Origin of the sequence: Nocardia sp. NPDC056100, assembly GCF_042266325.1 — a bacterium.
In the GTDB taxonomy this organism is placed as follows: domain Bacteria; phylum Actinomycetota; class Actinomycetes; order Mycobacteriales; family Mycobacteriaceae; genus Nocardia.
Map to the genome: position 1 here is coordinate 1794089 of NZ_JBHJVY010000002.1, position 14268 is coordinate 1808356.

The 14268-nt window shown below is 64.4% G+C and carries 16 protein-coding genes; 6 read left to right on the top strand and 10 right to left on the bottom strand.

The window, feature by feature from the left end; all coding sequences use genetic code 11:
* Positions 1 to 95: 95 nt before the first annotated feature.
* The gene (locus ACFC0O_RS20705; protein ID WP_375960128.1) at positions 96 to 1817 is read left to right on the top strand and encodes a hypothetical protein; all 1722 of its coding nucleotides are present in this window, start codon (positions 96 to 98) and stop codon (positions 1815 to 1817) included.
* Between the two features lie 11 nt (positions 1818 to 1828).
* Here ACFC0O_RS20705 and ACFC0O_RS20710 read toward each other — a convergent pair whose 3' ends face one another.
* Entirely contained in the window at positions 1829 to 3448 is a 1620-nt protein-coding gene (locus tag ACFC0O_RS20710) for an amidohydrolase (protein ID WP_375960130.1), read from the bottom strand.
* On the bottom strand, positions 3445 to 4923 hold the full coding sequence (locus ACFC0O_RS20715) for an APC family permease (protein WP_375960132.1): 1479 nt from the start codon (positions 4921 to 4923) through the stop codon (positions 3445 to 3447). The genes ACFC0O_RS20710 and ACFC0O_RS20715 overlap by 4 nt, the downstream gene beginning before the upstream one ends.
* Positions 4924 to 5092: 169 nt before the next feature.
* On the opposite strand from ACFC0O_RS20715, the gene ACFC0O_RS20720 reads away from it, so the two are divergent.
* Positions 5093 to 5734: a TetR/AcrR family transcriptional regulator C-terminal domain-containing protein gene (locus tag ACFC0O_RS20720; protein WP_375960134.1), complete on the top strand. Its 642-nt coding sequence runs from the start codon at positions 5093 to 5095 to the stop codon at positions 5732 to 5734.
* 18 nt (positions 5735 to 5752) lie between these two features.
* On the opposite strand, the gene ACFC0O_RS20725 is transcribed toward ACFC0O_RS20720, so the two are convergent.
* On the bottom strand, positions 5753 to 6322 hold the full coding sequence (locus ACFC0O_RS20725) for a GFA family protein (protein WP_375960776.1): 570 nt from the start codon (positions 6320 to 6322) through the stop codon (positions 5753 to 5755).
* Here ACFC0O_RS20725 and ACFC0O_RS20730 point away from each other — a divergent pair.
* The gene (locus ACFC0O_RS20730; protein WP_375960795.1) at positions 6304 to 6720 is read left to right on the top strand and encodes a PASTA domain-containing protein; all 417 of its coding nucleotides are present in this window, start codon (positions 6304 to 6306) and stop codon (positions 6718 to 6720) included. The genes ACFC0O_RS20725 and ACFC0O_RS20730 overlap by 19 nt on opposite strands.
* Positions 6721 to 6852: 132 nt before the next feature.
* Here ACFC0O_RS20730 and ACFC0O_RS20735 read toward each other — a convergent pair whose 3' ends face one another.
* On the bottom strand, positions 6853 to 7254 hold the full coding sequence (locus ACFC0O_RS20735) for a VOC family protein (protein ID WP_375960136.1): 402 nt from the start codon (positions 7252 to 7254) through the stop codon (positions 6853 to 6855).
* Complete coding sequence (locus ACFC0O_RS20740) at positions 7254 to 7592, bottom strand: PCC domain-containing protein (RefSeq protein WP_375960138.1); 339 nt, start codon at positions 7590 to 7592, stop codon at positions 7254 to 7256. The genes ACFC0O_RS20735 and ACFC0O_RS20740 overlap by 1 nt, the downstream gene beginning before the upstream one ends.
* Positions 7593 to 7729: 137 nt before the next feature.
* Here ACFC0O_RS20740 and ACFC0O_RS20745 point away from each other — a divergent pair, with 137 nt between their 5' ends.
* The gene (locus tag ACFC0O_RS20745; RefSeq protein WP_375960140.1) at positions 7730 to 8425 is read left to right on the top strand and encodes a cysteine hydrolase family protein; all 696 of its coding nucleotides are present in this window, start codon (positions 7730 to 7732) and stop codon (positions 8423 to 8425) included.
* Between the two features lie 57 nt (positions 8426 to 8482).
* On the opposite strand, the gene ACFC0O_RS20750 is transcribed toward ACFC0O_RS20745, so the two are convergent.
* The 3 genes from ACFC0O_RS20750 to ACFC0O_RS20760 form a co-directional block, all read right to left on the bottom strand.
* Entirely contained in the window at positions 8483 to 9025 is a 543-nt protein-coding gene (locus tag ACFC0O_RS20750; protein ID WP_375960142.1) for a hypothetical protein, read from the bottom strand.
* Positions 9026 to 9072: 47 nt separating this feature from the next.
* The gene (locus tag ACFC0O_RS20755; RefSeq protein WP_375960144.1) at positions 9073 to 9507 is read right to left on the bottom strand and encodes a YdeI/OmpD-associated family protein; all 435 of its coding nucleotides are present in this window, start codon (positions 9505 to 9507) and stop codon (positions 9073 to 9075) included.
* Between the two features lie 123 nt (positions 9508 to 9630).
* Positions 9631 to 10374 carry a MerR family transcriptional regulator gene (locus ACFC0O_RS20760; protein WP_375960146.1) on the bottom strand — a complete coding sequence of 248 codons (744 nt, stop codon included), beginning with the start codon at positions 10372 to 10374 and terminating at the stop codon, positions 9631 to 9633.
* Positions 10375 to 10602: 228 nt separating this feature from the next.
* Here ACFC0O_RS20760 and ACFC0O_RS20765 point away from each other — a divergent pair, with 228 nt between their 5' ends.
* Positions 10603 to 11433, top strand: a complete 831-nt coding sequence (locus ACFC0O_RS20765) for an SDR family oxidoreductase (protein ID WP_375960148.1) — start codon at positions 10603 to 10605, stop codon at positions 11431 to 11433.
* 78 nt (positions 11434 to 11511) lie between these two features.
* On the opposite strand, the gene aat is transcribed toward ACFC0O_RS20765, so the two are convergent.
* Positions 11512 to 12249: a leucyl/phenylalanyl-tRNA--protein transferase gene (gene aat / locus ACFC0O_RS20770; RefSeq protein ID WP_375960150.1), complete on the bottom strand. Its 738-nt coding sequence runs from the start codon at positions 12247 to 12249 to the stop codon at positions 11512 to 11514.
* 32 nt (positions 12250 to 12281) lie between these two features.
* A complete protein-coding gene (locus ACFC0O_RS20775; RefSeq protein ID WP_375960152.1) occupies positions 12282 to 12986 on the bottom strand; it encodes a hypothetical protein in 705 nt (234 codons plus the stop codon).
* A 169-nt stretch (positions 12987 to 13155) separates the two neighbouring features.
* Here ACFC0O_RS20775 and ACFC0O_RS20780 point away from each other — a divergent pair, with 169 nt between their 5' ends.
* Positions 13156 to 14265: a protein kinase family protein gene (locus ACFC0O_RS20780; protein WP_375960154.1), complete on the top strand. Its 1110-nt coding sequence runs from the start codon at positions 13156 to 13158 to the stop codon at positions 14263 to 14265.
* Positions 14266 to 14268 lie beyond the last annotated feature (3 nt).

The following is a 14268-nucleotide window of genomic DNA, read 5'->3' on the forward strand; positions in this document are numbered from 1 at the left end:
GTCCGCTCTCGGTCCATACGGTTGATGAAGGAATCCATACGGCTCGGCATGGGTGATCGAGCGTTCGGCTGATTCCAGATCGGCAGGGGATGGACATGACGCGTACGCGCCGCGTATTCACCCGGATGGCTATCGCCGCGGTGACGGTGGTTGTGGTGTTCGGTGGGGCGAATCCCGCTGCGGCCGAGCCGTATCCGGCTCCGCAACCACCCGATCCCACCTATCCGTTCGCCGAGGTCCTACAGTTGCTGACCGGCACCGAGCATGACCTGTCGATGCCGGGGGCATTGGACTATTGGCTTCGTTCGGCCGCACTCGTGAATCTGGCCAATGCCGGGCTGCCGTTCCAGGATCTGCTGCGACCGGAAACGTGGTCGGGACCCGATGCCGCGCAACGGCAATTGGTGGCGGCGCAAAAGATCATCGACGGGGTGCTGCACTTGCCACCTCTCGGGCTGGCCGCGCCGGTGAACCCGGCGTATGTCCCGAACTGGAGCCACGACGGGAATTTCACCAACAACGTCACCGACGCGGTCCTCGAGGACGACTACGAGAATCCCGCCGCACAGGAGGCGAAGTTCCGCTATCCGTGCGTCCAGCCCAACGCTGATGTCCTGTTCGAGAACGCCGACGGAGTATGCGTCCCGGGCACCGCAGCCGGCGAGGTATTCAAACTCGGAACCGTCAAGAAATTCCAGGTCGTCAACAATCGCGGGATCAAACTCGGCGCGAAGATCTTCTTCCCTGAGGGCGCCGAGGACTCCTCGGAGAAATTCCCGGTGACCGTCATGCTCCCGGGCGCGGCCGAAAAGCAGTCCGACGTCAACAGATACACGCTCAGCGCGGTGCGCAAAGGCTTCATCGGAATCTCACTCGCGTACTCGGGCAATGCCGCGGGGACCGGCGGCACCATCGCCGATGTCTACTTCCCCCAGCTGAAGAATCCGCACCTGAACTTCCCCGGCTCGGCCCGCGACATCCAGGATTTCATGCGCTGGCTCAACCGCGCCCCGATCGCGCCGATCGTCGATCTGAACGGTGACGAGCTCGGCAATCTGGCACGCGGTGAGATACCGCGACTTCAGCGCTACAACCCCGCCTACGCTCCAGCTGGGGACAACGAACTCAACCCGTGGGCCGACCGGATGGACCTCGACCACGTCAATCTGTGGGGTCAGTCCTTCGGCTCGGGAGGTATCACCAGCTACGGCTTTTGGCAGGGCCTCGGGCAGGGGTTCGATGGCAATCCCCTGCCCAAGGTGAGTTCGATCGTGGGATTGTCCGGATTCTCCTACACCACAGCCGATATCCCGATCCAGTTGCAGACCGCCGACTTCGACATCCCGGTGCCCAACGGCTACCTGATCACACCCCAGCCCAACGGCCTCGCCGATGTCACCGACGGCCCGATCGGGGTCAAGGAGTACTACGACAACCTGCGCCGGGAGGCACACGGGAACAGTCCGTTGATGTTCCTGACCTATGAGGGCGGCACCCACACCGACTCGTTCAACCTGTTCGGCATCCCCTACAACGTGAAATCGGCTTACCTGTCGACCACCTCGGCGATCAATTGGTTCCAGTGCTACGGCCGCGCCGACACCGACGAGGGTGCGTGCGCGGCCCTGCGCGAGCCGATCGCCGGAATGTCCCGAGCCTTCGCCACCGAATACTCCCCGGACGGCCCCGCCGGCCCGAGCCTGTGCGTGACCATCCCCGACCGCGCGACCTTGATCCAGGCGCTCTACCGCCCGGCCGACTTCAGCCAGAACAACTGGGGCCCTGCGAAATACGATTGCACACCGCAACAGCGCTAGCCGACGTCGGTTCACCCGTTGTGGCGGTATGTGATTCGGCCGGTGTTGAGGGTCAGGGCGATGGGGGCATCGGCGAGTTCGTCCGGTGGGGCCTGGAGGGGGTCGACGGTGAAGGCGGTGAGGTCGGCGCGCATGCCTACTGCGATGCGGCCGGTCAGGGCGGATTGGCCTGCGGCGGTGGCGGCGTGGGTGGTGTAGCCCTCGAGGGCCATCAGGGCGGAGAGGGATTGTTTGGGGCAGACCGGTTCTATATCGGGGTGGCCTGCGGGGCGGCGGAGTTGGGCGTCGGCGAGGATGGCGCGCGGATCGTACGGGGCCACAGGCCAATCCGAGCCGAGGGCCAGGGTGCCGCCGTTGTCTCGGATGTCGCGGGTGCGGAAGGCGCGGGCGGCGCGTTCGGGGCCCAGGCGAGTGGACCAGTTGTCGGTGTGGTCGGCTCGGGTGTAATGGGTGCAGTGGGTGGGTTGCATGCTGGCTACGACGCCGTGTTCGGCGAAGCGGTGGACCAGGTCGTCGGGGAGGGTTTCGATGTGTTCGATGCGGTGCCGGGCACCGTTGGGCGGGAGGGCCGCGCGGGAGAGGGTGTCGAGGGCGTAGCGGACTCCGGCGTCGCCGATGGCGTGGGTGACGATGGGGACGCCGTGTTGGGCCAGATACATTGCGGCGCGGCGGTATTCGGCCGGGTCGGGCCAGAAGGGGGCGGTGGATTCGCCGTGGGTGTCGGGCTCGTCGAGCCAGGCGGTGCCGCCGTCGATGGTGCCGTCCATCATGAATTTCACGCCGTCGACGCGCCAGCGGCGGCCGCGGGTGGATTGGAGTTCGATGATGTGATCCAGGGTCGCGCGGTCGCTTCCGGGGAGGCAGAAGGGGGCGAAGCGCAGGTGGATGGGGAGGTCGCGGTCGGATTCGAGGTCGAACATCAGGTCGCTGCTGTCGCCTTCGAAATCCATGGCGTTGGCGGCGGTGATGCCTACCGCGGCCATGCCATCGAGGATGGCGCGCAAGCGAATTCGGCGCGATTGGGTGGATTCGCGGGGCAGGATCTCGCGAACCAGGGCCATGGCGGCGGGTTCGAGCAGATGTCCGGTGGGGGCGCCGGTGTCGTCACAGATGATGCGGGAGTGTTGTACGAACTCTCGCGGGCCGGTGATGCCCGCGCGGCGCAGGGCTTCAGGGCTCACCAATGCCGAATGGGCGTCGAACATTTCGATGAATACGGGGATCGATGATCCGATCGTCTCCACGATGGGGGCGTGGGTGACCGGGAGGTCGCCGAATACGTTGGGGTCCAAGCCCCAGCCGCGCAGCCAGCCATCGCTGTCGATGGATTCGCTTGCCCTGCTGAGTGTTTCACGCAGGGCATCGAGGTCGCGAACCCCGGACAGGTCGGTGCCGTAGGTCAGGTTCAGGCCGGTGACAGGATGGATGTGGCCGTCGATGAGTCCCGGTGTGAGAGTGGCGTTTCCGAGGTCAATGACTTCGGTGGAGCTGCCACGCCAGGATCGGGTGTCGGCCTGATCGCCGACGGCGACGATATATCCATCGGAGATGGCCACCGACCGCACGACGGGACTTGCGCCGTCGAGGGTGTGAACTGTTGCGGCGGTGATGATCATATCGGCCGTTGTCATAGGGCTGTCTCCTTGCTTTCGAGGTTGGTTGGGGTCGTGGTGTCGCGGTCCTCGCCGAAACCGCCGATGGCGGCGTAGGCGGTGGGGCGGTATCTGCGGAACCAGACGGCGGCAGCCGCGCCCAGGATCATGACGAAGGGGACGACGCCGATGAGAATGGCGTTGGTGGTGCCGGTCGTGGCGGTCGGCAGGTTGATGTACCAGATCACCAGGAACAGAGCGATACCGAGAGCTATCGCCCCTAGTGAGGCGGCGATAACCCCGGCGCGCTCGACCGAGACGGCCTTCTTCTTGACGAAGTACGCCACCACGGCAATGGCCGTAAGCGCTTGCAGGGCAATGACTCCCACGATCCCCGGGGTATTGACGAAGATCAGCAGGCGACGGTACGGGTCAGCCTTGGCGACCGCGAAGCCGATCACGATGACCGCCGCCAGCACGCTTTGTAGGGCACCAGCCCGGCTGGGCGACTTGAGCGTGGGATGGGTCCGGTCGAGCCATTTCGGCAGCACGCCATCGCGTGCCAGCGACAGCGTGTACCTGTTGATCGCATTGTGGAAGGCGATCTGCGAGGCCAGCGCACTGGTCACGATCAGCACGGACATCACATCCGATGACCACACTCCGACATACTGTTCGATCGCGGTGAAGAACAGCCCGGCCGTGTCCTGTTGCGCCGCCGCTTGGACATTCGCATCGCCGAACGCCTGCACGATCGACCACACGATGAAGCAGTAGAACAGCGCCATGAACGCGACCGCGAAATACGTTGCGCGCGGGATGGTTCGGTCGGGATCACGGGCTTCGGCGCGGTAGACGGCGGTCGATTCGAATCCCATGAACGCCGCGAACGTGAAGGACAGCACCCCGGCCATACCGGGCGCGAAGGCCGCATCGGGGGTGAATGAGGTGAAGGTGATGCCGTTCGCGCCGCCCTTGACGACCACCGATACCGCCAGCACCAGCAGGATCGCGGTTTCGGCGATCAGCAGCACGCCCAGGAATTTCGCGCCGACATCGACACCGCGACGGCCGACGAACCAGACGATCGCTATTGCGCTCAAGGCCAATATCGGCCAGTCGACATGGACGCCGAACAGCCGGTCGATGGCCGCTTGGGTTTGCACCGCCATCAGCCCGTATACGCCGATCTGAAGCGCGTTGTAGGACACCACCGCCAGCACACCGGAGGCCAGACCGACGGTCTTCCCGAGGCCGAGCGTGATGTAGCTGTAGAACGCCCCTGCTCCCCCGATATGGCGGGTCATGGCCAGAAATCCGACCGCGAATACCGCGTAGATGACCCCGGCGGCCAGATAGGCGATGGGCGCGCCGGGCCCGGCAACGGCCAAGGCCAGCGGGGCCACCCCCGCCATGACGGTCAGCGGCGCTGCCGCGGCAATCACCATGAAGGCAATTCCACGGGCCCCCAGGGCATTTCGTTTGAGACCGTCACCGGGACGGTCGGCAGCCATCGACTGATCGAGTGAAGACATAGGCGGGCGGCCTTCCAGAGTTCTCCGGGCGCGGACACCGGCACGAAGATTAATCGAATGTGATTCGATTAACTATGCTGAGGGACGACAACGGTCCCGTCAAGGTGTCGCGGTAACTTCGTGGAAAACAGAAAGGTGGACCCGAGGCATGGCCAGACCGAAGACCCCGCGCCTGAACCGGGCGATGATCGTCGACGCGGCGCTGGAACTGGTCACCTCATCCAAGGGGCTGACCATGCCCGGGCTGGCGGACACACTCGGGGTATCGGTGTCCTCGGTCTACCACCATGTCCGCAATCGGACCGAGCTGGTGGAACTGATCCGCGGCCGCATCGCGGGACGCGAATTCGTGAACGTCGATCGAAACGGCCCGTGGCGCACGGTCCTTGCCACCTGGCTGCGCGAATATCGCTCCGCGTTCAGCGCCTATCCCGAACTGGTGCGATTGTTGATCGGGCAGACAGTCTCCGCGCCGGAGGTGCTCGCACAGTACGAGTACATCGCCGGAGTCATCATCGACGCCGGTTTCCCCCGCGAAGAAGCACTCCCGGTGATCATGGTGTTCGACAGCTTCGCCCTGGGCTCGGCACTCGATCTGTCCGCACCGGACGTGATCTGGGCGACCGACGCCACCAATCACCCCAACATGACCACCGCCATCGCCGCCGCACCCACCGAAGTGGTGGCACGCGCGGACGCCGCCTTCGAATACGGATTACGTTGCCTGCTCGACGGATTGGCGCTCCGACTCGGGGAAACACCCTCCGCCACACACAGCTCGAATTCGTGAACCGCCACTCGTGACAGGTCAGTCCCGCGCGCCGACAATCGGCAGCCACGGGACGGCATTGGGCCGAAAACTCTGCCGCTCGGGCACCAGCCCACCGTGGTCATCGAGACTCATCATCGTGACACCGACCAACTCCGCATCGCTGTCATCCTGCGCGGCAACCGAACTCCCACACACCCCGCAGAACCCGCGCTGAGAATCAGGGAAGGTGTTGTACCACACCGGCTCACCACCGGGCCCGGTCCACTCGAACCCGTCACGAGGAAAGTCCACCCACGACATCACCGGAGCGCCGGACAGCCGCTGACAATGCGGGCAACTGCACAGATGCGGAAACGACAACTCCCCCACTGCCCGGTACCTGATATTCCCGCACAAGCAACCACCGGAATGCATGGCACACACACCCTTTCGCATGATCGTCCCGAGGCAGACGCTGGTTCTTCTGATCCGGAAGAGATTCGATGACGAGGTACGGCCGAACCCTAGCAAGGTGGACCGACAGATCCTCCGGTGCGCTAGCCACTGAGCGGACCCTTGACGATCCGCTGACACTACCGAGTGTTCTCGTGGAAAATATGCTTGCATTCCAGGATCCAATTCCCAAGGGGGACTTAATGCCTGCAAGGCTTGCCATCGTTGGAGTGTTGCTTGGCGTGTTCACCATTGGCGCGACCGCGTGCGACAACTCCCCGAGAGAAGCACAAGCCTCGCCCACGTCGGCATCGACCATCGCCGAGAGATGCCACGCGAAGGTTTGGCCGCAAGCCCTTCCTGATCTGCGAGGTGAGCGACTGGTTGACGCAGAACTTGGGGATGGCGTCTGCTTCGCGATTGATTCAGCGATCGGCCCTGACGGCACCAACGTACTAGACAAATCCAATAGCCCGATCTATCTCGTCATCGATCAATCTCCAGCGCCGGGCACGCTGGTCGGGGAACAACAGTCGATAACTCTGAGCGTCGCAGAGAGTAAGCCCAACTAGGACAGCGCCAGTCGGCCAATTCACACCGGTTCCGGATCGTGAGAACACCACGATCAGAGCTCCGATCGGATGACCGCATACACCTGCGTATGTGATCGGCCTGCTGCCGCAGACAGACTTGAAGAGCGGATCTCAGTCCCACACGGGTCTGTGAGCCAACAGGTTGGGGAATTCAGTTTGCAGCACACAAAATTCATTGCCCCACGGATCGCGAAGCACCCAGAAGTCATAGCCTCGTTCGCACTGATGATCGAAACGTTCGGCCCCGAGCGCCTCGAGGCGACAGACCTCGGCCTCAACGTCGTCGGTCTCGATATCGAGATGCATCCGTTCTTTCATCCGCTTTTCTTCCGAAGTCGCCTGTAGCAGCACCCAGATCTGCGAGTCAGGCAAGCGCAAGCGCCGGTAGACATGGCGACTCTGCGGATTGACCGGTTCTTCGACCGCGTCGAGGGCACTGCCCCAAAAATCGGTAGCACGGTCGAGGTCGCTGACGTCAATTACAAAGTGGCACAGGCGACTGCGGTGGCCCATCAGCTACCCCCCACCGGCAGCACATAGGCGCGGGCGAACCAGGCCCCAATTGTGGCCGCATGCACGTGACCGGCCACGGCTCGATCGCCCTGGATCGCGAAGGTGGCGTGCACGTGGACTTTGCCGTCTCGGATCTCTCCACTGCCGTGCATTTCGCCTGGCAGTCGATAGGTGGAGACGATGTCCTTGGTCGGGTCGTCGGCGGGCATCGTGGAGACGGTGAACTCATCGACGCCGCCGATCAGCGACACGATCGCAGCTTGGGTGATGCCGGCGGAGTTCGCCTGGTGCTCAATGGATTCGATCATCTCGCCGGCGTCGACCGTGAAGATCAGCATGCTCGGCATGCTAGCCAGCAGGCAGCGTCACGGTGTGTGACTTCGGCTTGAAATGCCGATTCGGCGCACTTATGACGCGGACAGCGGATGATCGATAGGGCGACGCCGGTCGGTATTCGGGTGCGGAAAGGTGGGTCATGGCCGATCTCGCAGTGTTGATGATCGATGTACAGAACGGGTACATCGCCGAGGATCATGTCCGGGATATGTTGGGCTGGCCGCCGATCTGGCGGTTGAACGAGGTTGTCGGCGAATGCGCGGAACTGCTGGCTGCGGCGCCGGCGGCGGACGTGCCGATCGTGTACTCACGGCAAACGGCCAGTCCGGCCGGGCTATTGGCCGCCAATCCGCGTGCGGCCCATCATCAGAAGGTTCGAGCAGAACGACTTCCGACGTTGGCCGCCGCCGAGCGCGAATGGCGCACCCAGATCATGGATGTGGTCGCGCCCGCGCCGGGAGAATTGGTGCTCGACAAGACCCGGCACAGCTTCTTCACCTACACCGAACTCGATCCGATCTTGAGAAGCCTTGGCGTACAACGCCTTCTGGTGGCGGGCCTGCAGACCAACGTCTGCGTCGAAGCAACCGTGCGCAGCGGTCTCGAACGCAATTATGAGATGGCCGTCGCCGAGGACGCGGTTTCCACCGACGGGCCCGCGCTGCACCACGGCGCCCTCAATTCGATGCGCGTCCTCTACGTCGAAGTCGCACCCTGGCGTGAACTCATTACCGAAGGCGCGCAATGGGATCGCGCGTTCACCACACCCAACTACGGCCGCGATCCGGCCTACTGGGACGAGAGAACCGTCGCGGCAAAGGCGGCGGCAACGTAATCGGCTGTGTCTCAACCACATATGGCGTTCCGAACGACTGGGTTAACCCATCGTGTCCTACCAGCACGCCGATTCCCGACGAAGAAGGCCCGTCCAGATCTCGTCCAACAGATCCATGATGTGCGAGGGCTCGAACAGCACCTCTTCCGCATCTTCGATGGCCGCGAACGCCCCTGGATGATCGGTTTGAAATCCGGTCGGCCCGCCGGCTTGCTGATAGTGCGCGCGGAATTCCTCTTCCCACGGCTCGATCATCGTGGTGATCTGCAGAATCGCCGTCAGCACATCTATCAGGCGTACCTGGTCGGGAACCAGGTCGATTGTCTCCTCGCCCGGTTCGGTCCAACCGCCTGCCAGCACGGCCAACCGCAGACGCGACGACCATGCCGTTACTTTGCACAGGCGATCCCAGAGAGCCGCCGGTAGCGGGTACGGATCCAGATTCTCCATGGGCGACGAGCCATGGCACAGCAGGTAGGCCACGCGCTGTTCGACTGCGGAGGGAACCCAACTCCTGGACCGGAGTTGCCGACGCGCTTCCACCACGGTCGCCCGGCCATGTGCGGTCCGGACGATGAACAGTTCGGTATCGAACTTCATTCGCGAACAGTAACCGGCCCAGGCTGTTTCACCGATCCGCGCGCGGGTCAGCCCCGCAGGGTGGTGATGGCTTTCTCGATGCGGCGTTGGCGGGTTTCGGGCTTCTTCGCGCTTTCGATGGAGTGGACGTGCTCGCGCTTGCGACTGTGGGAGAGGCTGTCGTAGGCGGCGCGGGCGACGGGGTCGGCGTCCAAGGCCGCGGTGAAATCCTCGGGCTCGACGACGACTCGGGGCTCGGTGTCGAGTTCCACCTCGACCTCGATCTGCTCGCCGATGTCGACGCCCGCGGCTTGGCGGTTGGCGTGGCTGAGGCCGATCAGGTGGCGGCCGCGCATGAGGGCGATCCGGCTCTTCCAGGAGTGGCCATTGATCGTGATCGTCACCGGTGGTCGTGCGCCCTCGCCGAGCGCTTCCACCACCTCGGGCGGGACTTCCAGGCCGCGCATGGGCTCGGGTGGCTCGACCTCGGTCTTGAACTTCATCATCGTCTCCTGTTGTTCCGCCGGGACCATCGCCGTGTTCGGCACTATATGCGCCGAAGTTCCGGACATTTCAGACAGGGCTGACCGGCACGCAGCGCGCGCCGGTCAGCCCTGCGAAATCGGTTATCCGCGTGCGGAATTCGCGGCCGTGATGAACGCGAGCTGCGCGGATGATGGGCCACAGACCTCGCCCTGGGTCGCATCGCCGGTGTACATCCGGTTCATGCTCTCGCGCAGCCCGGCGTCACCGCCGTGGAATTCCTCCAGCAAGCCCATCCACTGTGCCGCCAGCTGCTGAGCGCGCTCCGAGGTCGGGTCCATGCCCGCCTCGATCGCGGCATCGACCTGCGGAATCAGCTCGCTCCACGTGGATTCGGCGCGCTGGATCTGCTGTTCACCGAGATCCTCCCGGCGCTGGGCGAGCTGCGCCAACTGCTCCGGGGTGAAGTACTGCTCGAGAATGTCGTCGACCATGACGGTCCTCCTGATCAATTCCAGGAAGCGATCCGCGGAGATGTGCGGGCGGTTCTGCGCGGTCGCGGCCAGCCTTGCCACCAGGGCATGCAGCTCCTGTGTCGCGGCCAACTGGGCGGCAAGGTAATCGCGGTGCGTCGCCAGCACCTGCGGCATCGCCACCGCGCCCGTGAGCACCTCGGCGATCCGATCCAGGCTCAGACCCAGCTGGCGCAGTGCCAGCACCTGATACAGCCGCTCGACATCGGCCTCGGTGTACAACCGATGCCCGGTGCCGCTGCGCTCGGCCGGACATACCAGTCCGATGCGGTCGTAGTGATGCAGCGTCCGAACCGTCAATCCGGCCTCGGTCGCGAGCTCACCGACCTTCCACACCTTGCCCCGCACCTTCATCCGCTTCCACTCGCTTCCACCGACGCACCTCGCGCCGGCATCGACGACGCTAAAACCTGACGTTACGTCAGGAGCAAGCCCGAATCCGCCCGGAACCCAGGCGGTCGACCTCAGACTTCCCATTCCGAATCGATCCCGCGGCATCCGGCCTGAGGTACACGAGTCGTTCAGCCATGATCGACCGCACGTCTTGACCTGAACATTAGTTGAGGTAGCAGGATCGAGTCCATGATCTTGGTAACCGGTGCAACAGGCAAGGTCGGCCGTGCGGCCGTCAACCAACTACATGAGGCGGGCGTCGATGTTCGTGCGCTGGTCCGCCGCCCGGAGGCGGCGGATCTTCCGCCGGGCGTCGAGGTCGTTCGCGGCGATCTGTCGGACCCGGGCAGTCTCGATGCCGCGCTGGAGGGAGTGCATGGTGTGTTCCTGGTGTGGCCGACGCTGGCAGCGGACGCGGTCGCGCCCGCGGTGATCGGGCGGCTGGCCGAGCAGGCCCGCCACATTGTGTACCTGTCCGCCAGGGGCGCTGATGAGCGGGCTGGTGCGGTGCTCGGTTCGCACGGCTATCTCGAACGGCTCATCGAGGAATCGGGGGCGGATTGGACCTTCGTGCGTGCAGGCGGTTTCGCGGGCAACGACCTCGGCTGGGCGGAGTCGATTCGCACGGAAGGTGTTGTGCGCGAACACTACGACCAATGGGCCAGGTCGATGATCCACGAGCGGGATATCGCCGCGGTGGGCGTCGCGGCACTGCTCGAGGGTAGTACCGGGACGGTCTATGAGGTGACCGGCCCCGAGTCACTCACCGCCCCACAGCGGGCCCGGGTTATCGCCGACGCGCTCGGAGTGCCGGTGCGGTTCGAGAAGATGTCCAGGGATCAGATGCGTGCGGTGACTGCTGAGTGGATGCCGGTCGACGATGTGGACAAGGCGCTGCGCGAGATGGACGAGATGACCGCGCGGCCGGAACCGGTGTTGTCCACCGTCACCGAGGTCACCGGCGCACCCGCACACACCTATCGAGAGTGGGTCAACGACCACCTTGCCGATTTCCGTTGAGCCCCAGCCGATTCGCCGCCCTGTCCGATCCACGCTCATCCCAGCTCCGCTCCTCGCAAGGACGCGGAAGGGAGTCCCCTACCCTGGTAAATGGTTGGGAGAGTTGGGAACTGAGATCTCGAACTGCCAGGGGCCAGGGAGGGCCGGACGGGCGGCGGCCTCGGCGTGCAGGCGAAGATAGTCCGCGCGGGGCACGTCGACCGCGCCGAGCGAACCGAGGTGACTCGTAGTCACCTGGCAATCGATCAGCGCGAATTCCCACGCGGCCAATTGGGCACAGAGCCAATACAGCGCGACCTTGGAGGTGTCGCGGGCGCGGGAGAACATGGACTCACCGGCGAACGAGCGCCCGCGCGCGACACCGTAGAGGCCGCCGACCAGCTCACCGTCGCGCCACACCTCGACCGAGTGGACATGGCCGAGGTGATGCAGCTCCAGGTAGGCCGCCTGCATATCGGAGCCGATCCAGGTCCCGGCCTCTTTGGCCCGCGGTCCGGCGCAATTCGACATCACGTCGGCGAACGCGCGATCCATCGTCACCGCGTAATCGGCTGCCGCGACGGACTTCCGAAAGGATTTGCTCACCCGCAAATCGGTCGGAATGAGAATGCTCCTCGGGTCCGGGCAGTACCAGTGGATCGTTTCGCCGGGGTTGTACCAGGGAAAGATGCCCGCGGAATAGGCGTCCAGCAGCCGCTTGGGCGACAGGTCACCGCCGAAAGCGATCAGTCCGGACGGGTCCGCGAGCTCGACAGGCGGGAACGGCTGGTCCGGGTCAGCCAGATACATCCGCATCAGGTCGGTAGCGTCGGTCACCGGGCAGACATTACCGATCCGGGCGGACAAACTCAGGCTAGGACGACGGGCACGAGATACGGGTTGTTCCCGGCATGGGCGGTGGCGAAGAAGGAATCCCACTGGGCCGCAGCGGATTCCGAATCACGCGGGGTGGTCGGATCCTCGAACCACGCACGCGGTACCGCGGCCTCGCCACTGTAATCGAAGCGCAGGGCACGCCGATCGAAGTCGGGTGCGCATGGATCGGTGACCGCCAGCGCCACCAGTGCCTTCTCCAGCCAGTCCTCGAATCCGCTGTCGGCGGGCAGCACATGCAATGCGAGCACCGCGCACAAGCCGGACTTGGTGCTCAACTGCGGCTTGCCTTTCCGGAACATCAAATCCAGGATCTCCAGACGCATCAACGCTTCCTGCAACGGGCCCGCAGGGTTGCCGCGCACACCGAGGTCATCACGCACACTCTCGAGACCCAGATCGCGTACCTCGGACACCGACACCTGCAACGCCCAGGCGGCCTCGAGTCGCTCGAACGCGTCCCGCACATCGATCCAGCCGGACAGCCGCCACACCACCCATTCCAGACTGGCCAGCGCGAGAGCCAGTCTGCCTTTGTAACTGATCTTCGCCAGCGCGACCCCCAGATGTGCTGGTACACCGTCGAAGTCGTCGAGGCGCATCGAGATCTGATTGGTCCACGGGAAGGTGAGCGGGACTTGGGTAATGGCGGCGGGGATATGGGCGGGACGATCCAACATGCCTTGTGGTTTCCAGTTCGAGACAGCGGACAGCTCGGTGACGGCAGGGACGATTCAGCGAATCATCCACGCCGAGTGAAGGTATCAACCCCTGCCGATCCTGCCTCAGCGGTCATCGCTCGCTCCGGACGAACGGCAATCCTCGGAATTCGCAAACTAGAGTGCGATTATGGGGACAAGCCACGATGGCCGCCGGGTGCAGGCCCGGACCGATCCCCGCCCGTTGCCTAGGCCCTCGGCGCGACTGCGCACCCATAGCGCTGTCTCCACGGCTCTTGCGCTGCACAGCGATGACGCGTTGCGTGAACTCGTGGATGCGGCCGCACCGCTCGGTGCCGGTATCGGTGGGAAGTCAGCGCTGCTGGATATCGCCGGAACCCCGGTCTTCGTGAAGCGTGTGCCGCTCACCGATCTCGAACGCCGACCCGAGCATGTCCGGTCCACGGCGAACCTGTTCGAGCTGCCGATGTTCCATCACTACGGCGTCGGCCTCATCGGTGGGGCGGGCTTCGGCGCGTGGCGCGAACTCGCCGTGCACACCATGACGACCGATTGGGTGCTCGCGGGCGAACATGAGGGATTTCCGCTCATGTACCACTGGCGGGTACTGCCGGACACGACACCGCTGCCGACCGAACTCGCCGATATCGATCGCGCCGTCGCCTACTGGAACGACCGACCTCAGATACGCCATCGGATCGAGGCCCTGCGGGATTCGTCGGCGAGTATCGCGCTGTTCCTGGAGTACATCCCGCAGACCCTGCACGAGTGGCTGAACGAACAGATCGAGTCCGGTGCTGCGGCCACCGATCGAGCCTGCGCCATGGTGGAACGAGAACTGGCCGAGGGAGTCTCGTTCATGAACAGCCGCGGGCTTTTGCACATGGACGCGCATTTCTGGAACGTCCTGACCGACGGCCGACGGCTCTATTTCGCCGACTACGGCCTCGCGCTCTCCGAAGGGTTCGACCTCTCGCCGCGGGAGACGGTGTTCTTCGAGCAGAACCGAAGCTATGACCGCGGCTTCACGGCCACCTATCTGGTGAACTGGCTGCTGTACGCCCTGTACGGCCCGCAGGACCGGGAGGCACGCGCCGCGATGGCACGCGCCATCGCCGAGGGTAAGGAGCCAGAGGGCATCCCCGAGGGCGCCGCCCAAGTCCTGACCCGCCACGCGCCGGTCGCCGCAGCAATGTCGGTGTTCACGCGTGCGTTTCAGCAAACGAGCAGGAAGACCCCGTATCCGGATAAGGAGATCCGCCGACTACTGCACAGGTAGTAG